The sequence below is a fragment of the Limosilactobacillus ingluviei DSM 15946 genome (genome assembly GCF_001435775.1).
In the GTDB taxonomy this organism is placed as follows: domain Bacteria; phylum Bacillota; class Bacilli; order Lactobacillales; family Lactobacillaceae; genus Limosilactobacillus; species Limosilactobacillus ingluviei.
This window is the reverse complement of sequence record NZ_AZFK01000002.1, coordinates 1-19446: the sequence shown is the minus strand read 5'-3', so window position 1 is coordinate 19446 and position 19446 is coordinate 1. Positions and strand designations below refer to the sequence as shown.

General features: G+C 53.7%; 23 protein-coding genes and 3 tRNA genes. 7 read left to right on the top strand and 19 right to left on the bottom strand.

What is annotated here, in order from left to right; genetic code table 11:
* Window positions 1-3 precede the first annotated feature (3 nt).
* The 5 genes from aroA (at window position 4) to FC43_RS00300 (ending at window position 4935) form a co-directional block, all read left to right on the top strand.
* On the top strand, window positions 4-1302 hold the full coding sequence (aroA, locus tag FC43_RS00320) for a 3-phosphoshikimate 1-carboxyvinyltransferase (RefSeq protein WP_056953268.1): 1299 nt from the start codon (window positions 4-6) through the stop codon (window positions 1300-1302).
* On the top strand, window positions 1302-2384 hold the full coding sequence (locus FC43_RS00315; RefSeq protein WP_056953267.1) for a prephenate dehydrogenase: 1083 nt from the start codon (window positions 1302-1304) through the stop codon (window positions 2382-2384). The genes aroA and FC43_RS00315 overlap by 1 nt, the downstream gene beginning before the upstream one ends.
* A 4-nt stretch (window positions 2385-2388) precedes the next feature.
* Window positions 2389-2901, top strand: coding sequence for a shikimate kinase (locus FC43_RS00310; RefSeq protein WP_056953266.1), 513 nt, complete (start codon window positions 2389-2391; stop codon window positions 2899-2901).
* 229 nt (window positions 2902-3130) lie between these two features.
* Complete coding sequence (locus FC43_RS00305; RefSeq protein ID WP_056953264.1) at window positions 3131-4501, top strand: NAD-dependent succinate-semialdehyde dehydrogenase; 1371 nt, start codon at window positions 3131-3133, stop codon at window positions 4499-4501.
* A 152-nt stretch (window positions 4502-4653) separates the two neighbouring features.
* Window positions 4654-4935: a hypothetical protein gene (locus tag FC43_RS00300; protein WP_056953262.1), complete on the top strand. Its 282-nt coding sequence runs from the start codon at window positions 4654-4656 to the stop codon at window positions 4933-4935.
* A gap of 188 nt (window positions 4936-5123) precedes the next feature.
* Here FC43_RS00300 and FC43_RS00295 read toward each other — a convergent pair.
* The 4 genes from FC43_RS00295 to FC43_RS11475 all read right to left on the bottom strand — a co-directional run bounded on the left by FC43_RS00295 (window position 5124) and on the right by FC43_RS11475 (window position 5818).
* A tRNA-Leu gene (locus FC43_RS00295) sits at window positions 5124-5207 on the bottom strand.
* A gap of 21 nt (window positions 5208-5228) precedes the next feature.
* Window positions 5229-5300, bottom strand: a tRNA-Arg gene (locus tag FC43_RS10960).
* Window positions 5301-5410: 110 nt separating this feature from the next.
* A tRNA-Leu gene (locus FC43_RS00290) sits at window positions 5411-5494 on the bottom strand.
* 192 nt (window positions 5495-5686) lie between these two features.
* Window positions 5687-5818, bottom strand: coding sequence for a hypothetical protein (locus FC43_RS11475; RefSeq protein WP_006916985.1), 132 nt, complete (start codon window positions 5816-5818; stop codon window positions 5687-5689).
* A gap of 269 nt (window positions 5819-6087) precedes the next feature.
* Here FC43_RS11475 and FC43_RS11470 point away from each other — a divergent pair, with 269 nt between their 5' ends.
* Entirely contained in the window at window positions 6088-6222 is a 135-nt protein-coding gene (locus FC43_RS11470; protein ID WP_019206141.1) for a hypothetical protein, read from the top strand.
* An 81-nt stretch (window positions 6223-6303) separates the two neighbouring features.
* Here the strand turns inward: FC43_RS11470 and FC43_RS00285 are convergent, their stop codons facing one another.
* From FC43_RS00285 to FC43_RS00225, 13 genes are all read right to left on the bottom strand, one after another.
* On the bottom strand, window positions 6304-7059 hold the full coding sequence (locus tag FC43_RS00285; RefSeq protein ID WP_056953260.1) for an acyl-[acyl-carrier-protein] thioesterase: 756 nt from the start codon (window positions 7057-7059) through the stop codon (window positions 6304-6306).
* A gap of 20 nt (window positions 7060-7079) precedes the next feature.
* Window positions 7080-7946 (bottom strand): 16S rRNA (cytidine(1402)-2'-O)-methyltransferase, encoded by an 867-nt coding sequence (gene rsmI, locus FC43_RS00280; protein ID WP_056953258.1) that lies wholly within the window; start codon window positions 7944-7946, stop codon window positions 7080-7082.
* 90 nt (window positions 7947-8036) lie between these two features.
* Window positions 8037-8381: a DNA replication initiation control protein YabA gene (locus FC43_RS00275; protein WP_019206144.1), complete on the bottom strand. Its 345-nt coding sequence runs from the start codon at window positions 8379-8381 to the stop codon at window positions 8037-8039.
* Window position 8382: 1 nt separating this feature from the next.
* Window positions 8383-9390, bottom strand: coding sequence for a DNA polymerase III subunit delta' (gene holB, locus FC43_RS00270; RefSeq protein ID WP_056953256.1), 1008 nt, complete (start codon window positions 9388-9390; stop codon window positions 8383-8385).
* A 21-nt stretch (window positions 9391-9411) separates the two neighbouring features.
* Window positions 9412-9732, bottom strand: a complete 321-nt coding sequence (locus FC43_RS00265) for a cyclic-di-AMP receptor (protein WP_019206146.1) — start codon at window positions 9730-9732, stop codon at window positions 9412-9414.
* Between the two features lie 27 nt (window positions 9733-9759).
* Window positions 9760-10401: a dTMP kinase gene (gene tmk, locus FC43_RS00260; RefSeq protein ID WP_056953254.1), complete on the bottom strand. Its 642-nt coding sequence runs from the start codon at window positions 10399-10401 to the stop codon at window positions 9760-9762.
* A 9-nt stretch (window positions 10402-10410) separates the two neighbouring features.
* The gene (locus FC43_RS00255; RefSeq protein ID WP_019206148.1) at window positions 10411-10659 is read right to left on the bottom strand and encodes a YaaL family protein; all 249 of its coding nucleotides are present in this window, start codon (window positions 10657-10659) and stop codon (window positions 10411-10413) included.
* A 5-nt stretch (window positions 10660-10664) separates the two neighbouring features.
* Window positions 10665-11264: a recombination mediator RecR gene (recR, locus tag FC43_RS00250; RefSeq protein WP_056953252.1), complete on the bottom strand. Its 600-nt coding sequence runs from the start codon at window positions 11262-11264 to the stop codon at window positions 10665-10667.
* On the bottom strand, window positions 11264-11572 hold the full coding sequence (locus FC43_RS00245) for a YbaB/EbfC family nucleoid-associated protein (protein WP_040469982.1): 309 nt from the start codon (window positions 11570-11572) through the stop codon (window positions 11264-11266). Before FC43_RS00245 ends, recR begins: the two co-directional genes overlap by 1 nt.
* Before the next feature lie 27 nt (window positions 11573-11599).
* On the bottom strand, window positions 11600-13312 hold the full coding sequence (dnaX, locus tag FC43_RS00240; RefSeq protein ID WP_056953249.1) for a DNA polymerase III subunit gamma/tau: 1713 nt from the start codon (window positions 13310-13312) through the stop codon (window positions 11600-11602).
* A 205-nt stretch (window positions 13313-13517) separates the two neighbouring features.
* Window positions 13518-14060: a ribosome hibernation-promoting factor, HPF/YfiA family gene (hpf, locus tag FC43_RS00235; RefSeq protein WP_019206152.1), complete on the bottom strand. Its 543-nt coding sequence runs from the start codon at window positions 14058-14060 to the stop codon at window positions 13518-13520.
* A 213-nt stretch (window positions 14061-14273) separates the two neighbouring features.
* Complete coding sequence (locus FC43_RS00230; RefSeq protein WP_056953248.1) at window positions 14274-14948, bottom strand: ComF family protein; 675 nt, start codon at window positions 14946-14948, stop codon at window positions 14274-14276.
* Window positions 14945-16255 (bottom strand): ATP-dependent helicase ComFA, encoded by a 1311-nt coding sequence (locus tag FC43_RS00225; protein ID WP_420865121.1) that lies wholly within the window; start codon window positions 16253-16255, stop codon window positions 14945-14947. Before FC43_RS00225 ends, FC43_RS00230 begins: the two co-directional genes overlap by 4 nt.
* A gap of 95 nt (window positions 16256-16350) precedes the next feature.
* On the opposite strand from FC43_RS00225, the gene FC43_RS00220 reads away from it, so the two are divergent.
* Complete coding sequence (locus FC43_RS00220) at window positions 16351-17004, top strand: YigZ family protein (protein WP_056953241.1); 654 nt, start codon at window positions 16351-16353, stop codon at window positions 17002-17004.
* Window positions 17005-17077: 73 nt separating this feature from the next.
* Here FC43_RS00220 and FC43_RS00215 read toward each other — a convergent pair whose 3' ends face one another.
* Together FC43_RS00215 and FC43_RS00210 are read right to left on the bottom strand one after the other, a co-directional pair.
* Window positions 17078-17335, bottom strand: a complete 258-nt coding sequence (locus tag FC43_RS00215; RefSeq protein WP_056953240.1) for a hypothetical protein — start codon at window positions 17333-17335, stop codon at window positions 17078-17080.
* Between the two features lie 71 nt (window positions 17336-17406).
* Entirely contained in the window at window positions 17407-19245 is a 1839-nt protein-coding gene (locus tag FC43_RS00210; protein ID WP_019206157.1) for an APC family permease, read from the bottom strand.
* Window positions 19246-19446 lie beyond the last annotated feature (201 nt).

The window sequence follows — 19446 nt, the reverse complement described above, 5'->3', positions numbered from 1 at the left end:
TCAATGCAAACCCTTACCCCTGCGCCTACCGGCCTGCACGGCACCCTCGCCGTCCCCGGTGACAAAAGTATTTCCCACCGTGCCTTGATGTTGGGTGCGATCAGCGAAGGCGATACCACGATCCACCACTTTTTAACCGGCGAAGACTGCCTCAGTACCTTGGGAGCCCTGCAAGCCCTCGGGGTGAAAATTGAGCGGCAGGGCGAAACCGTTGTCGTTCACGGTCAAGGGTGGGCTGGTTTAACGGCCAGCGCCCACCCACTGGAGATGGGCAATTCCGGCACCACTACTCGCCTGTTAATGGGCCTGCTGGCCGGGCGGCCCTTTCAAACTACGCTCCAGGGCGATCAATCCTTGCACCGGCGCCCCATGCGGCGGGTCACCGAGCCGCTGCGCCACTTTGGCGGGGAAGTTCGCTTGAGTCCCCAGGGGACCCTGCCGGCCACCATTTTCGGTCAGCCCCTGCACGCCGCAACCTACCAAATGACGGTCGCCTCGGCCCAAGTCAAAAGTGCTTTGATTTTAGCAGCCCTGCAAGCCCCCGGCCCTTCAACAATCATTGAACAATTGCCAACCCGCAACCACACCGAATTGATGTTGCAACAATTTGGCGCAAACTTAACCACGGCTGCTGACCAACGGACCATCACCGTTCACCCGGCTCCCCACTTGCACGGGCAAACCGTCCAGGTCCCCGGGGACCTGTCTTCGGCCGCCTTCTTCCTGGTAGCGGCCGCGATCGTTCCGGGATCAAACGTGACCCTCACCCAGGTCAATTTAAATCCGACCCGGACCGGCATTTTGCGGGTCCTACAGGCCATGGGGGCATCCGTCACGATTACCCCGCGGATCAGTCAGGGCGAACCCCTGGGTGATATTACCGTTTCGCACGGTCCCTTGCGCCCGATCCAAATCGGGGCGGCAGAGATCCCGGCCCTAATCGACGAACTGCCCTTAGTAGCCTTGCTGGCCGCCTGTGCTGACGGAACCAGTGAAATTCGTGGGGCGGCCGAACTACGGGTTAAAGAAACCGACCGGATCGCGACCGTCGCCAGCGAGTTGCGCAAACTGGGGGTTGCCATTGAAGAACTGCCCGATGGGATGATCATCACCGGGCGGCCGAACTGGGCGCTCCAAACTTCAACCCTCACCAGCCACGGCGATCACCGCATTGGCATGATGCTGGCCGTGGCAGCGCTCAAGGCCCACCAATCCTTAACGTTGGCTGAACCGGAGGCCATTGCCATCTCTTACCCGACCTTCTTTCGGGATCTGGCCCAATTGAAGGGGGATGAACGCTAATGACGACCGTCTTTTTTAAGGGGCTGGGGCTGATCGGCAGTTCCCTGGCCCAAGCGATTAAGTTGGCTCATCCCGACGTGATCATCCTGGCCAGTGACCCCGCCCCGGCAACGATTCCCTACGCCCGCCAGCAAGGGTGGTTGGATGCGGGCGTCAGCGAATTTGAGCGGGTGGCCGAAGCCGACTTCATCTTTTTAGCCAGCCCGGTCGATCAAATCGTGGCGGACCTTAAAACCCTCGCGACCCGCCCCCTCAAGCCCGGCGTCATCGTTACTGACGTCGGTTCGACCAAGCAGGCGATTTTAACCGCCGCGGCCGCCCTGGCGGACCAGAAAATCACCTTTATCGGGGGACACCCGATGGCGGGGTCGCACAAAAGCGGGGTTACCGCTGGCCGGCCCGACCTCTTTGAGAACGCCTTTTACTTCCAGGTTCCACTGAACGCTACCGCCGCCCAGCAAGCGCGCTTACAAGCGCTCCTGGTTGGCGCCAAAGTGAAGTGGCTGACCGTGACGGCGGCCACCCACGATGCGATTGTCGCCCAGATCTCCCACCTGCCCCACATTATCGCCGCCGCTTTGGTCAACCAAACCAAGGAACGCTTTGCCGACCAGCCCCTGGGGATGCGTTTGGCCGCCGGGGGCTTTAAATCCGTTACCCGGATTGCAGCGGCCGACCCAACGATGTGGACGGCAATCCTCTTAGCTAACGCGCCCGTGATTCGCCGTCAACTGGCCGATTATATTGCCCACTTGCAAACCCTGGATCAGGCGATCGCCACCCAGGAAGCCGCGGCGATTCACCGCTTCTTTGCCCAGGCCAAACACAGTCGTGACCAGCTCAACGCCCCGGTCAAAGCCCCGTTTTACGATTTGTTCTTAAACCTGCCTGATCAGGTTGGGACCCTGGCCGCGGTAACGGGGAAACTGGCAACGGCGGGAATCTCAATTACCAACATCCAACTCTTGGAAGTCCGAGAAGACATTAATGGCATTCTGCAACTGACCTTCAGCACCGCAGCGGCGCACCAAGCAGCCCAAGCGCTACTAGCGACCGAGTACGAACTTATTGAACGGGGGTAACCTAATGGAACTGATTTTAATTGGCTTTATGGGCAGCGGCAAAACTACCGTCAGCCAGCTGCTGGGACAAAAGTACCACTTGCCCGTCCTGGACTTGGACGCCGAAATCGTTGCCCAAACCGGTCAGTCGATTCCCGAAATTTTTGCGGCGGGCGGGGAAGCCCACTTTCGGGCGATTGAGCACCAGGTCCTGGCCCAAGTAATTGACCAGCCCGGCATTCTGGCCACGGGCGGCGGGACGCCCCTGCGCGAGGACAACCGGACCTTGCTAAAGGCCAGTCACGTTCCGGTCGTCCACTTGCGCGCGACGGCAGCCGAAACCAAGCGCCGGATTGGTCACGATCAAAACCGTCCCCTGGCCGCCAAGCTCGACCAAACGGGGCTGGCCAAACTAAAAGCCGCCCGCCACGCCGCCTACCAAGCGTGTGCTGATTTCACGATTGAAACCAACCAGCTGACGCCCTTAGAAGTAGCCCAAGCGATTGAAGCCCGCCTGTCCCTTACTGTCCAGCCTTGAGGTCTGCAGAGACCCCAAGGCTTTTTTTCTTGGCCGGGGTTGGGAGGGCTTGTGAAAAAATTTGTGAAAGAAATTTTTTTGCCCCCACCACGGCCGGCTCGTTGTGGCTAGACCAATCTTCATGGTTTGTGCAAAGGATCTTTTTCGCCAAAAGACTTGTGAAATTTCAGAAAACGATTACAATAGTAACCAATAAAGATTGACTCAACTTGAATGGAGGAATTCACAAATGGCTTACAAGACGGTTAACCCATATACCAATGAAGTTGAACACGAATACGCCAACTCCACCGCCGCCGAAATCGAAGCGGCCCTGGCAGCTGGTCACGAACTCTACCAACAATGGCGGACCGGCGCCGGCCTGGCCGAACGCAAGGCCGTAATTACCCGCTTAGGCGAATTGCTGCGTGAACGCCGCACTGAAATGGCCGAATTAATGACCCGCGACATGGGGAAGCTGATCGGCGAAGCAGAAGGCGAAGTTGACCTGTGCGCTTCTTTCTGTGACTACTATGTCGAAAAGGCCGACGAATTCTTGGCCCCGAAGCCAATTTACACCACGACTGGCAACGCCCACATTTTAAAGCAAGCCCTTGGGGTTCTGTTGGCCGTAGAACCATGGAACTTCCCGTTCTACCAAATCGCCCGGGTCTTCATTCCAAACTTCCTGGTCGGGAACCCAATGGTCTTAAAGGACGCTTCCAACTGTCCGACTTCCGCCCAAGCTTTCTGTGACTTAGTCTTGGAAGCTGGGGCCCCAAAGGGGAGCTTGACCAACCTCTTCGTTTCCTACGACCAAGTTTCCGAAATCATTGCCGACCCGCGGATCGCTGGGGTCTGCCTGACTGGTTCCGAACGGGGCGGGGAAGCGGTCGCCGCTGAAGCCGGCAAGCACTTAAAGAAGAGTACGATGGAACTCGGTGGGAACGACGCCTTCATCGTCTTAGAAGATGCTGACCTTGACAAATTAGCTGCGACGGTCGGCTTTGCCCGGCTCTACAACGCCGGCCAAGTCTGCACGTCTTCCAAGCGGTTCATTGTGCCAGAAGGCATGAAGGACCAATTTGTCGAAATGCTCAAGGCCGCCTTCTCCCAAGTCAAGATGGGCGACCCGCTGGACCGTTCCACGACATTGGCTCCACTGTCCTCTAAGCGGGCCAAGGAAAAGCTGCAAAAGCAAGTGGATAAGGCCATTGCCGGGGGGGCAACCGTAGCCTACGGGAATGAACCAGTTGACTTGCCAGGGCAATTCTTTATGCCAACGATTTTGACCGACTTGGACCAAGACAGCCCAATCTTTAACGAAGAACTCTTCGGGCCGGTGGCGGAAGTCTACACGTACAAGACGGAAGCTGAAGCCGTCGCGATGGCCAACAACTCTAGCTACGGCTTAGGGAACACGGTCTTTGGCTCTAACATTCAACACGCCCGCGAAGTGGCTGCCCAAATTGAAACCGGGATGAGCTGGATCAACTCCGCTTGGGCTTCCTTAGCTGAAATCCCATTCGGTGGGGTAAAGCGTTCCGGTTACGGGCGGGAATTAAGCGAATTCGGCTTCACTGAATTTGTTAACCACCACCTGGTATACGAACCAGAATAAACCTCTCTCCATCACTCATACCCACTCTTACTCTTTCTAACGCCTGGTGCCACCGCACCGGGCGTTTTTTGATACCTAGAGATACAAAACCAGTCCTTAAATGCCATCCTAGTCTTAAGGTAGTTCAATCTTCTCAATCTGGAGGTGATCGAATGGCTAAGCGATACCGTATCAGTCCCGTAGATTATGAAAATGCAGGTTCGGTAATAAAAGATAAGTACCATTATCAAGAAATTGGTGAAATTAGCAATTTCATGGGCGATTGGTTCTGTTATCCTTTAGGATTTGACGAAGATCACGAAAAAATCGGCTTTAGCCCCATTGACGCCTATATTTATTTCGACTCAATCGACGAACTAGTCCCGCCAATGTTAACTCCAGCAGACAAACAGCGTTTAATCACTGAGATCAAGAAACACTTAATCAAACTTTAACGGTTACCGACTCGGTAGCCGTTTTTTACGCTTCTATAGAGCCTCTACAAGCTCTCCCACGAGTGTTTAACTGTTGTCGAGTCTTCTTCCCGGCTAAACCGATCACACGCCTCAAACGAAGGCACAAACACCGAGATTGGGTAACAACAAAAAAAGCCCGCTATCATCACGATAGCGAGCATCTCAAATGCCCCAAACAGGATTCGAACCTGTACATGGTTACCCATACAACGACCTGAACGTTGCGCGTCTGCCAGTTCCGCCACTGGGGCATAGAAGATTAAGTTTTTAAATGCGCTCCCCGGGAGTCGAACCCGGATTTCGAGAACCGGAATCTCACGTGCGATCCATTACACTAAGAGCGCGTCAACAAGATATATAATACCAAAAATCCCCCCACTTGCCAAGGGGGATTTTAACTTTTTTCGTCCCACACCAACAAAAAAACGACTCGCCAACCGAGCCGTTTCACCAATGCCCCAAACAGGATTCGAACCTGTACATGGTTACCCATACAACGACCTGAACGTTGCGCGTCTGCCAGTTCCGCCACTGGGGCATAGAATTATTAAATTCTAAATGCGCTCCCCGGGAGTCGAACCCGGATTTTGAGAACCGGAATCTCACGTGCGATCCATTACACTAAGAGCGCGTCATCAACAGGTATTATAATACCTGATTGATAACTAAATTGCAAGCTGTTTCCCAATCTTTTTTGAAAAACCCTGCTAACAACTTGTTATCGATAAAATTACTTTTCGTCAGCTGGCTTTTCCTTGGCCCACTTACGAATTTCTTCGATCTTCTTTTCCTTTAATGCCCGCTTGTACTTAGGAGCAACTGGGCGACGGCCTTGTACACCATGTGGATGTGCTTTACGCATGCTATCTGCCTCCTTTTTTTCTATCGTTAATAATCAACATTCCGATTGTAACCAACTTTGGGCAAAAAATCAACCTCTGGCGCCCCATTTTTCCCAACTTCTTCCCCACCAGCTAGACCACGATTGTTAAACCTTTAGCAAATTTGTAATGTTAATCTCCCTTGAAAACTATACCAATTAGCGCTATGATATCATCATACTAATTCAGAAGGAAAAAGGTGCGGCCAACCAATCCGCTCTGCCGCGCATCAAATGGGGAGGAACAAACCATGAAACAATTTGAAATGAAGATCCAAAAGGAATTATCCTTAATGCAAGCCCACGCTGACAACAAGGATCGCCACCAATTAGACGCTGAATGTGCAGACACTGAATTGTCCTTGATCAGCGAAGAACTTAACTAGACCAATTTAGATTATTTTTACGCAAAGCGCCCCTGCTTGCCACCTAGACCAATTTTGGTCCTGGCAAACAGGGGCGTTTCATTAAGCCGGCACCCATTCAAATTCCGCTTCGGCCGCTAAGCCGGCAGAATTACAAATTTGGTGGTGGGTCACCACCCGATCGGACGCCGGGGTGATCACAAAGCGACTGGTGACTTGTTCGCCAGCCCGCACCTCATGATCGTATTTCATCTTTACGTGAATCAAGCGGTGGTGCAGCAAAAATTCACTGCCCAAGGGATCCAAGAGCCAGTCAAAGTACACAGCGTTGTTGACGTGATTATTTAAATCAATATCAAAAAAGCGGACCCGGTAAGTTTGTCCCTGCCAAGCCGGATCAGGCTGTTCAAGCGTCAGGGGGCGCGGTACCTTTGGCAGGCGCCGACTTTCCGTTAATTGATACGGAGCAATCAAGGCCGACGGAATCGTCACCATTTTGCGTTTGGTCAGATCCATAAAGGCGAAAAGGCCTTGCAGCCGCACCAATTCTTCCCCGGTCGCAGCGCGCACCCAAAAATCGCGGACCACAAAGAACCGATTGTAGGCCGCAATTTTGGTTCCAATCGTGATCGTGGTCCCTTCGCGGGGCAGCGCCGCTAACTCACCAGCGTAATTGATAATTACCCAGCCACCCCCGTAGGCTTTAACTGCCGCCGGTCCGACCTTTAACGCGTCACTGTGCTGCTCCGATGCTAAAATCAACAAGCGAAACAACATTGCCACCGTTAAGTGCCCACTAGCATCACATTCGTAATATGGAATGGCGTGTTGCATTTCAAATTGGTTTAAAATAGTCATCTTTTCTCGTGGTCCCTTCCCTAAGCCAAACCATGGTAGGCCTTATATAAGGCTTGACGGTTCAGTCCCCGTTGCTTGGCCACCTGCTTGATCGCTGCATTAGTTGACAGGCCCGTTGCAATCGCAGCGTCAATCGCTTCGGTTGGACTGCTGGTGTCAGCGGCTGCAATTGGCGTTGGGTGGTCATTACCCGCCACCAGGACGACAAATTCGCCCCGCACCGGTTCGCTTTCCGCCCAAGCCACCGCTTCTCCCAAATTCCCCCGCAAGTACTCTTCGTAGCGCTTGGTTAATTCACGGGCCAACACCACGCGCCGTTGGGGCCCAAAGACTTCAGCCATTGCCTGCAGCGTCTTTTTCAAGCGGTGGGGCGCCTCATAAAAAATCAAGGTCTCCGGCCGGTCTCGCAGAGCCGTCAAAGCCGTTACCTGTTGCTGGTGCTTGCGCTCCAAAAAGCCATAGAAGGTAAAGGGTTGCGGGACCAACCCCGAAGCGATCAAGGCCGTCAAGGCGGCGTTGGGCCCCGGCAAGGCCACGACCGGAATCCCAGCCTTCGTGGCCGCGGCAACCAACTCCTTGCCGGGATCAGAGATCGACGGCATCCCCGCATCACTGCACTGGGCAATTTGCTGGCCCGCTTGCAAAGCGGCCAGCAATTGGGGCACCCGTTGCTCGTGGTTGTGCTCATGCAAACTGACCAACTTTTGTTTAATCCCAAAGTGGTTTAACAACTGTTGGGTGTGCCGAGTATCTTCAGCGGCAATCAAATCCACGGTCTTGAGCACTTCCAGCGCCCGCATTGTCATATCACCCAGGTTGCCAATCGGTGTGGGCACCAGGTATAACGTCCCCATCTCAGTCGGGGCAAAACTGCTTACTTGCTGCATAGTTTCCTCTCTTTTCTGCGTGTCGTAGTTAGTTTAAGGGTACCAAAAAACAGCGGGTGCAAACAAGGCTCCCCGCTGTTTTTTAGTGCTTTAGGCTTGCTGGTGGCGACCATAGATCGCATCCAGACAAAAGGTGCACGATTCGTGGTCTTCCAAGCGTTTTCCGTACATATCGTTGCAAACGTGGAAGCCTTCTTGGTACAGCTTTTGCAACATTTTGCGCGAATCCGATAAGCCCTCTTCTTGCTTTTTTCGGTGCTGCTTATTGATCACCTCATGCAAATGATCATTTTCAATCGCTAACTTGGCGTTTTCCGCCAGGACCAGGCTTAATTTTTCGGACAGGACTTCCATGCTGTCGACCAGGTCCTTGGTTTGGCGCGTTACCGCCGCAAATTGCTCATAAATATCACTCATGTCAAAATGGTCTGCCACCTTACCTGCCCCCTTCTGGCTTAATAACTGCAAGTTGGCGCAGGGTTAATTGCTCTGCGACCGTTTGAAAGTTTAAATTCTGATCCAATAGTTTCCGGCACTCCAGGGTTAATTCGCTGGCAGCCAGAACCCGCGCAGCCGGGAGGGCTTGGCTTTGGGTCGTCAGTTCCGCAGCCCACTGTTGAAAGTGCAGCCCGGCTTGAACCCCATTTTTAACCAGCAAGGCATCCCGCCATAGCAGGGTCATCAAATCCAAGAGGACTTGCGCTTGTTGCCGCTCGTTTGCCAAGGGCACCAAATCGGTCGCCACCTGGACAAAGGCCAGCGCTTGCCCCTGACTGACCGCCTTAAACCACTGCCAAACCGCCTCCACCGCCTTTTGGAACCAGTCATCAGCCAACCAGGCCTGGGCCAGCTGCGCATCCGTCGTCAGCCCCAGCATCACCGGTTGGAGGTAAGGCGGCACCCCTGCGGCTTGTAAATTGGCTTGCACCGCCTCGGTACTCAAGGGCAATAATTCCAGCACCTGGGTCCGGGATTGAATCGTGGGCAAGACGGCATTTTTGTTGGTAGTTAACAGTAAAATGTAGATCCCTGGGCCCGGTTCCTCAATGAATTTCAGCAGTGAATTGGCCGCGCTGACCGTCAGCTTTTCGGCCGCTTCAATGATAAACACTTTGGTTTGGCCTTCCATCCCGGTCTTAGTAAATTCAGCCTTAAGGTGTCGAACCTGATCGACTTTGATCTGCCGCCCCTCGGCCTGAGCAATCACGACATCGGGGTGGTTGCCCGACAAAATCCGCTGGCATTCCGGGCACGTGCCGTCGGGTTGGCCAGCCACCACGTATTCACAAAATAAGCGCATCGTCAACCACTGGGCCAGGGCCAGTTTACCGGACCCACTGGGGCCGACCAACAAATAAGCGTGGGCCAATTCACCTTGCGCAATTACCCGTTGCATCCGGGCCAACAATTGCGGCTGTAAAAGTTCTGCTTGAAAAGCCACCATTTCCTCCCGTCTGCTTGCTCACTAGAAATGAATGAATTGATCGACCGGCAGCACAAAGACCGTGGCGCCACCGACTTGGACGTTCATCGGCACCGCATTGGCGGCATTGTCAATGTACGCCGATGGGGCCACGAATTGTTCGCGGGTCTTGGCGTTTTCCTTGATAATCGCCAGGGTTTGGTCCACCCGGTCGTCATCGACCACGATCATAAAGGTGGTATTACCTTCCCGCAAGAAGCCCCCCGTAGATTGCAGCTTGGTTGCCCCAATTTTGGCCTTCGCTAGGGCCGCTTGCACCTTGCTGGCATCCTTTGGTTGTACAATTGCCATCAACATTTTCATGGTAATTCCTCCATTCTGCTTTCCGTGTTACAATCCCAAGCGCGCCTTGATCACAGCCAAGACCGCGGCAACCACTGCCGCTTGGGGTTGGTTGGCATCGACTTTGACAATCCGCGCCGGATGTTGGGCAGCCAATTGATCAAAGGCTGCATGGACGGTTTCGTGAAAGCTCAGGGCTTCTTCATCCAGGCGATTGACTTGATCGGCCCGGTGTTGGGCAATCCGGGCCAAGCCCACGCGCACCGGCAGATCTAAATAAATCGTCAGCTGGGGCATACAGTTTTCCACGGCATACTGGTTTAATTCCCAAATTTGTGCCATCCCCAGGCCCCGACCGGCCCCCTGGTAAGCAACGGAACTATCCACGTAGCGATCTGATAAAATAATCTGTCCCGCCGCCAAGGCCGGCTTGAGATCTTCCACAACGTGTTGCCGGCGGGCGGCCGCAAAGAGCAGGGCCTCGGTCCGGGCATCCATTTGCCGGTTGGCATCATCAAACAAGACGGCCCGGATTTGTTCGGCAATGTGGTTGCCACCGGGTTCTCTGGTTTGCATGATCCGCTGGTTACCCCAACGTTCGGCCAACGTCGCAGCCACCGCCGTCATGACGCTGGTCTTCCCGGCCCCATCCGGTCCTTCAAATGAGATAAAAAAGCCTTGTGCTGTCATGTGCACCCCCTAATTTTGGATAACCCCGTCGTTTAGCGTCCCGTGCACGTGCCGTTGCCGCGCCAAGTTATACAAGTACAGGTACTTTTGTTCTTGTAATTTGGTCCGTTCTACCAATTCGGTATCAACCTGGCTTTCGTACACCGCCTGGGCCGTTTCCTTCGCGTGATCCCAACTGGCCTTAGTTGCATAGATCAACGCTAATAAATCTGCATTCGCTGCCTGCTTCACGTCAGGCGTGCGCTTAAAAAGGCTCATCCTGTCTACATCTCCGTTCGTCCTTGCACCGCCTTAAAGAGGGTTACTTCATCGGTATAATCAATGTCGGCCCCTGCTGAGAGTCCGTGGGCCAAGCGGGTTACTTTGATCTGAGCGGGTTTGATTAGCTTCGCCAGGTATTGGGCCGTCGTTTCCCCGTCCAAGGACGCATTGGTTGCAATAATCACTTCGTTGATCTCGGGGTGGCTCTTCAAGCGCTCAATCAAGCTGGGAATGTTAATATCCATCGGTCCCGTCCCGGCACTAGGGGAAATCGTCCCATGCAAAACATGGTACAGGCCGTGATATTCATTCATGCGTTCCATAGCCATGATATCCCGCGAGCGTTCCACCACCAGCAGCGTCTTTTGGTCGCGCGAAGCATCCTTACACAAGGGGCAGGGGTCATCTTCCGTAATGTTACCGCAAATCGTGCAATAGTGCAGATCCCGTTTCACCGCGGTCAAGGCACTGGCAAAGTCCTTGACGTCTTCATCCGCCATTCCCAAGGTGTAAAAAGCCAGCCGGGTCGCCGTCTTTTCGCCAATCCCGGGTAGCTTCATATACGAAGCAATCAGCTTGGCAATTGGTTCCGGGTACTGCATTAGAGCCCCAGCCCCTTCGTGTACTTGCCCAACTTGGCTTGGGTAGCTTGATCCACTTGGGCCAAGCCATCATTAACGGCGGCAATCACTAAGTCACTCAGCATTTCTGGATCATCTGGATCCACCGCCGCCGGCTTGATTTGCAGGTCGACTAACTTCTTGTCACCGGTAAAGGTCGCCTTCACCATGTCATCTGGGGCTACCCCAGTAAAAGATTGGGCGGCCAAAGCGGCTTGTTCTTCCATCATCTGCTTTTGCATCTTTTGGGCTTGCTTCATCATTTGTTGCATGTTCATTCCGCGCATCATAATCTTCATCCATCCTTTATCGTTAATTTAGTTGTCTTCAATTTTAATGCCGTCCGCGCCAAATAATTGTTGGGCCTGGGCAATCAAGGGGTCAGCCGGCGGCGGCGGTGCCTTGGGCGCCGCCGCTTTCCCGGCCTGATCGTAATACCCCCGCGAGGTCAAAAATTCCTGGCGAATCGTCGGCCACTTGCCACTCGGGACAAAGGCCACCTGCCGGGCCGTCCCACTGACTTGTTGCAAGGCTTGGCCCAAAGTCGTAGCTAAATCACCACCAGCCGCCTTGGCCAACAAAAAGTCATTATCGTAAGCGACCACCACCCCAGCGGGACTGGCCGCCACCGGCTTGGCTAAGTTTAACAGGGAATGTTGGGCCGGTGAAAGCAAGCTCAGCGCGTCGCCCCACAGCTCCCGCAAGTTGGCCAGATCCGCCTTAGTGGCGTGATCAAGCACTTGGTAAACCTGCTCAACATTCAAGCGAAACTCCCCGGACCGGCCCCCCGGTTTCTTGGCCGCAGAGCGCACCGTTGGTTGACTCGCCGGAGTAGCGGGTTGAGCCGGCCGGTTCAGTAAGCTCTGAACCTGCTTTTGCAGCTCGGCGATTTGCGCTTGCAGCTGCGCAATTTCGGCCGGCGCCGCCCCCGCTGCCGAACTGGCGGGCCGGTGCTGACTGAGCCGGACCGTGAGCACTTCCAGGTAAACGTCCGGGTGGGTGGTAAACCGCATTTCCTCTTGAATCTCGTTGAGCGTATCGATCATTGTGTATAAGACCGGCGCAGTGGCCGCCTGGCTCAACTCCTCAAAGTCAGCCGCCGCTAAGCCCGTCGCGGCCAGGGTTAATAAGTCCGGCGATTCTTGGTAGAGCAAGATGTCGCGAATAAAGGAGATCAAGTCTTCAATAAACCGCTGACCGTCCTTGCCTTGCCCCAAGACTTCCGTCATCGTCGCCAACGCTTGGGCACTGTCGCCTTGGGCCACTTGCAAGAAGTACTGCTTGAGCAATTGCTTGGTCACACTACCGGTCACCAACAGGGCATCTTTGAGGGCCAATTGGTTGTCACTAAATGATAGGGCCTGATCAAGAATGCTCAGGGCATCCCGCATGCCCCCTTCCGCCGCATTAGCAATCACCCACAGCGCCTGTTCATCATAGGCCAAATCCTTTTGGTCCAAGATAAACTTCATCCGCTCAAACGCATCCTGGGCACTGATGCGGTGAAAATCAAACCGCTGCACCCGGGACAAGATCGTCAACGGAATCTTGTGGGGTTCGGTCGTCGCCAGAATAAAGATCACGTTGGCCGGCGGTTCTTCCAAGGTCTTCAACAGGGCATTGAAGGCCCCCGTCGACAACATATGCACTTCGTCAATAATGTAGACCTTGTAATCAGCCTGGGTGGGCGCGTACTTAGCCTTATCACGAATGTCGCGGATTTCTTCGACCCCGTTGTTGGAAGCCGCGTCAATTTCGATTACGTCGCCAAGCTGGCCGGCTGTAATGGCCTGACAAGTCGGGCATTCATTGCATGGCTCACCATCCGTTTGGTGGTGGCAATTAATCGCCTTGGCAAAAATCTTGGCGGCCGAGGTTTTCCCGGTCCCCCGGGGCCCCGCAAAGAGGTAGGCGTGGCTGATCTGGTTGGTAATAATGGCATTTTTTAAGGTGGTGACCACTAATCCTTGCCCCACCACATCACTAAAGCGTTGGGGCCGCCATACCCGGTATAAAGCCTGATAGCTCATCGCAAATTCCTCCCATAATCAATCCTAGCCTGCCTTTGAACGCCCCTTGACGTTCAAAGTTACTCTACCCATTATACTAGCTTTTTGGCTCGTGCGGGAAAATTTACGATCACCGTAAGAAAAGAAAAAAGGAATGGTGATCGCCACCATTCCCCTGATTTGCATTTCAAGCGCTAACGAAATGCTTCATCACACAATTGGTATTTTAGTTCACTTCAATCAAACCGTACCGGCCATCCTTCCGACGGTAAACAATACTGGTTCCGTTGGTTTCGGAGTCTTCAAAGACAAAGAAATCGTGGCCAAGCATATCCATCTGAAGAACGGCTTCTTCTGAATCCATTGGCTTCAAAGAAATTTGCTTCGTCCGCACAATCTTTAATGGATCCGTAGCCGGTTCATCATCTTGGGTGTTGACGAATTCAAGTCCCTTAAAGCCCTTTTCCCGGGCCTTACGATTTACCTTCGTCTTGTACTTCCGGATTTGCCGCTCAAGCTTGTCGGTTACCAAGTCAATGCTGGCATACATATCGTTGGAAGTTTCTTCTGCCCGTAAGGTTAAGTATGGCAGTGGAATCGTCACTTCAACCTTAAACGTCTTGTCGGTGTACACCTTCAAGTTAACGTGAGCAGTGGCTTCAACGTTGTCCTCAAAGTACTTTTCGAGCTTGCTGATCCGCTTCGTTACATAATCACGGATTGCATCAGTCAAGTCAACGTTTTCTCCGCGAATATTGAATTGTAGCATTGTACCTCTCTCCTTTCAGTACAAGCGATAAGGCTTGCGAAATATCAAGAAAGCCCTTTCCTTGATATCTTACTTATATTATAGAGGAATAATAAAAAATATACAATCATTTCCGGAAATCGTTTTCTTTTTCTTGGAAATTCTCACAAAATTAACGGATTTGCGATCATTTTTGGCAATTTTGGTTGACTTTTGCTCAATTTAATGCACTGTTTAACTGGCCAACACCAAGCCTCGAATTTCCGTGCACCCCACTTGCCACAACAAACTGGCCGCATGATAAAACGTCCGGCCGGTGGTGTAGACATCATCTACCAAGACCACTGACTGGCCCGCTAAACTTTGGGCCGCCTTCGTCAAGGCAAACGGTTGGGGCGTTGCCAGCCGTGCCGCCCGGTCTTTTTCCGCTTGGCGCCCCTTGCGCTGGCCTTTGACTTTAAGGGCCGCTACCCGGTTTAAAGCCAATAAACCATTCACCTGGTTAAACCCGCGGGTGGCCATGGTCTCCGTACTGACGGGTACGGTCACAACCAAGGACCCGAGTTGGCCAGCCCGGGCCGTCAATTCCGCTTGAAAAACGCGCCGCAGCTGGTAATCGCCCTGAAATTTATAACGGTGCATGAAGGCTTTCATCGCCTGATTATATTGATAGCAAGGCGTCACCGGTACCAAGCGGCCAAATTGATCTTGCCACGCTCGACATTCTGCACACAGCTGGCCCTGCGCACTGGTCCGCCCACACCCCGGACAATGCGGCGCCGGCCAGGGGGCGAAGCTGGCTTGACAGGCCGCGCAAATTACCGGCGGCCGGACATCCCCCCACCGTAGCAACTCGAGCAAAGTGGGCCGCCAGGCCAAATTGCCCCCACACAAACAACATCCCGTCATTGCAACCGCCGTCCTTTCTGGTTGACCAGCCGAATTTGTTTCATTGCTAACACCACATTCCGGGCATACGCGCTCAAAAAGAAGGTTACCTCCCCATCCGGGCGACTACTGGCCCGGCCCACCCGGCCCGCAATTTGGACCAGGGCCGCTGCCGAAAAGACCGGGTCGTCCGCCCCGAGCACCAGCAAATCAATGGCCGGAAACGTGACCCCGCGTTCCAAAATGGTGGTGGTCACCAAAAACGCCAGCTGGTGGTGCCGCATTTGCAACACCTTGGCTTCCCGTTCGGGATCGGCAGCATGCACGGTCGTAAAGGCCACCGCCGGAAAGTGGTGCCGTAAAACAGCGGCTACCCCCGGTAAATCGGCAACGTGGGGAACGAAAAATAAAAATTCACGTTTCGCTGCCAAGCGTTGACTAATCCAATTCAAGACCGCCGCTGGTAAACGGCCCCGTTGGACCTGCTTGCGCCAGTTCCAGACCAAAACCGGGTGAATCGGCGGCAGTAAATGGCCGTGGTAGCGCAAGGGCAGGTAACTGATTGATAATTTCCCCTGGCGGACCTGACGCAACAGGCGCGCATCCGGCGTGGCCGTCATTAACAATAACCCCCCGGTCGGTTTCAGCGCCTGTTGGGTCGCGTAATGCAAGCCCGGCTCCATGGCGTACGGGAACGCATCCACTTCATCCACAATCAGCAGGTCAAAGGCGTGATAAAACCGCAGCAACTGGTGGGTGGTGCAAATGGTCAATTGGCGATAAGCATATGGCTCGCGCGCCCCACCATACAATAAGGCCGGAGTCAGGGCAAAGTCCCGCTTAAAGCGCGGGTATAATTCCCGACAAACGTCAATCCGGGGCGAAGCAATCCCCACGCGTTCCCGGCGCTTTAACGCCTGTTCAATTGCCGGGTAGGTCATTTCCGTTTTGCCGGCCCCGGTCACCGCCCACAGTAAATGGTGGGCGTGCTTGCCCATTTGTTGTTTGACCACGGCGGCCGCTTGCGCCTGCAAGGGCGACAATTTTCCTTGCCACCGCAGCACCGTCGCCGGCGGCGAAAATTGATTTGGCTCCTTAACATGGTAAAATTTATTTAACGTCGCGACCCGGCCCAAATTCAGGCAGGCCGGACAATAATACTGGGCGTTAGGCAAGGCGACCGCGGCCCGATCAAAGCGTTGGTTGCACCGCAAACAGCGCACCTGCTGGCCTTCAATTGCCATGGTGGGCAAGACTTCCACTCCCGCTGGTGCGGGCAGGGCCGTTGCCGCTGGGACTAATTCCCGGCGCCCATATAACAATTCAATTTCCGTTTTTTCACCCCCTACTTTATATATACGTCAAAAAAGCGAATTTTTACTTTTTTAAAGGGGGCAAATTTTGATTCCGGAGGAAAAGCACGATGAGCCAAGCCCAACCCTACATCACCATTGCAGCTGATACGACCTATGAGGTCACCATTAAGAAATCGCGCTTCATTTGTTCGTTGGCGCGGGTGACCAACGAAGCCGCCGCCCAGGCCTTCATCAGTCAAATCACCAAAGAGCACCGCAAGGCAACCCATAATTGCTTTGCCTACCTGCTGGGCGATCACGATCAAATCCAACGCGAAAGCGACAACGGTGAGCCCAGTGGGACCGCGGGCGTCCCGATTCTCGAAGCCTTGAAATTAGAACACCTCCACGACGTTTGTGCCGTCGTCACCCGTTACTTCGGCGGGATCAAGCTCGGGGCCGGGGGTTTGATTCGGGCTTACAGCAACACGACGACCGGCGCGATTCACCAAGCCGGTCTAATTAAACGGATCAAGCAGACAACTTTGGATATTACCGTCCCCTACCCCCTGTACGACCAAGTTAACTACTACCTTAATCAAGCTGCCCTGACCCAAACGGCACCGGATTATGCTACCGCCGTCACGGTCCACGTCTTTGTCGATGAAGATCAGGTTGAAGCCCAAATTGCTGCCTTAACCACCCGCTTTAACAACCAGTTGACCATTCAAAAAGGCACCCCGCGCTTCCACGAGGTGCCCCTGACCAATGATGAAAATTAAATAATTCCCCCGCTGCGGCCCAGTTGCCGCAGTTTTTTTACGCACTGAAGTTGGCCCGGGACCGGGGAGCGGGCTAAACCAGCGTCTCTAGCCCCCGTAAAACCACCAAGACCAAGCAGAGGCCCAGCAGCCACCAGGTCACTTTGCGCACCCGGGGATTGCGGGCCTGCCACTGCGGCCAATTTAAACTCAAGTAGGCGCCCACAATCAGCCCACTGCCAAAAATCCCCAACCAGCCAGAATGAAACCAGTTGTCTTGCACAGAAAATGACGCCATTAATAAAATTCCGCCGAGCCCTGCCACAGTCGCCCCAAGTTGTCGTTTCTGCATTTGCTGATCCTTTCTTATTTGCCAAGCAAAAGGGCTGGTAAGAAAAGCATATTTTCTCCCAGCCCCAGCCGTTATTCGTGTAAGTGATAATTGTAAGTGGAAACAATGATGTTCTGCCGGCTGTTTAACAAGGTCCGCAACCGCAAGGCGGTTTGGTTATGCAAAGCCAGCTGCCACGGGTGCTTCGGCACAAATTGCGGTACCAGCACCGTCGTCGAATAGTTCTTGGCCTCCGCGCGTTTGGCAATCACGTCGACAAACCGCAGAGTCGGCGTTGCAATCGACCGGTAAGACGAGTGAATGTCAACGAACCGGACATCCGGGTATTCGGCCTTAAATTCATTGGCCGTTTTGTGTTCTTTGCCTGGATTTTCATCAAAGGAAACGTGCATCGCAATCACGTAGTCCCCAATCGAGCGCGCGTAGTTGATCGCCCCACGGGTCACCTGCGTAACGTTACCAACTAAGACAATCACCGTCGCCCCATCGTAATCATGCAACTGCACCTTAGTCTTTTCGGCCACCCGCAGCTGCTTGCCCACCTTTTGGTAGTGGCTGTGAATGTTGTGGAACAACAAGAGCAGCATTGGCATGATGATCAAGTACGGCCAGACGTTGCTAAAGTGTTGCCAGAACAAGAAGACCACCAGGGCCAAGGAAATCAAGGCCCCAACCAGGTTAATGGCGGCCTTGCCTAGCCAAATGCCATCGCGTTCCCGGAACCAGTGGATAATCATCCCGGATTGGGAAAGGGTGAAGGGCACAAACACCCCCACGGCGTACAACGGAATCAACAAGTTGGTCTGCCCGTGGAAAATCACGATCAAAATCATCGCCCCCACGGCCAGACTGATAATCCCGTTGGAATACCCCAACCGGTCCCCCCGGTCCATAAAGGCGTGTGGCAAGAACTTATCCTTGGCCATATTGTAAGCTAAGATCGGAAAGGCCGAGAAGCCGGTGTTGGCCGCCACGGCCAAAATCATCGCCGTTGCTAATTGCAACAGGTAGAAGCCGACCCCGTGGCCACCAAAAACGGTCGCCGCAATTTGGGACAAGACCGTCGCCCGGGGGTTAGGAATGATCCCAAAGTAAAAGCTCAGGAAGGTAATGCCCGCGAAGAAGGCCGCCAAAATCAGACTCATAATCGTCAGGGTGCTGGCCGCATTCTTCTCCTTGGGAGCGTTAAAGTTTGGCACCGCATTACTGATCGCTTCCACCCCGGTCAAGGAAGCTGACCCGGCGGAAAACGCCCGGATCAACAAGACCAAAGACATCCCCGCTACGGGGTGCCCATAGTCAGCTGGGGCGTGGTAAGCAACGTGCCCAGTTACGATGTTGATCAACCCCCAAATGATCATGACGGAAATCATCACCACGAAGAAGTAGACCGGGATCGTCAAGAAATTGGCACTCTCGCTCATCCCCCGCAGGTTTAAGAGCATGATCGCCAAGACAATGAGCAACGAAATCGGTACCGAGTACTTATACAAGGCCGGAATGGCTGAAGTAATCGCTTCAGTCCCCGAGGTCGTTGACACCGCCACCGTCAGCATGTAATCGACCAGTAGCGACCCCCCGGCAATCAAGCCCCCGTTGTCGCCCCAGTTCTTCGTTGCCACCACGTAGGCCCCACCCCCACTGGGGTAGGCGTGAATGATCTGGCGGTAGGACAAGGTAATTGCCAACAGCAAAATCAAGACCACGGCCGCAATTGGCAACGAATACCACAAAGCCGCCGCGGACAGGGTTACCAAGACGGTCGTAATTTGTTCCGTCCCGTAGGCAACCGACGATAAAGCGTCCGATGACAAGAGGGCCAAGGCCTTGAACTTAGTCAAGTGGGCCTGCCCTTCATCAAGGGTTTTCAGTGGTTTCCCAATCAAAACCCGTTTCAGATATCGCCACATTTTTCTCTCCTATATAAAAAACAATTGTAAGATTTCACCCCACGCAATCCAAATGGCGGATTTACGTGGGGCCATTTGTAGATTGTAACGCAAGCGCTAGTGAAATGACAAGCATTCCCCTAAATTTATCTGACATGCAAAAAAAGGGTTCTTCGTCAACTGGTACTGATGAACTTTTAGAAGAATAATTGGTCTACCCCC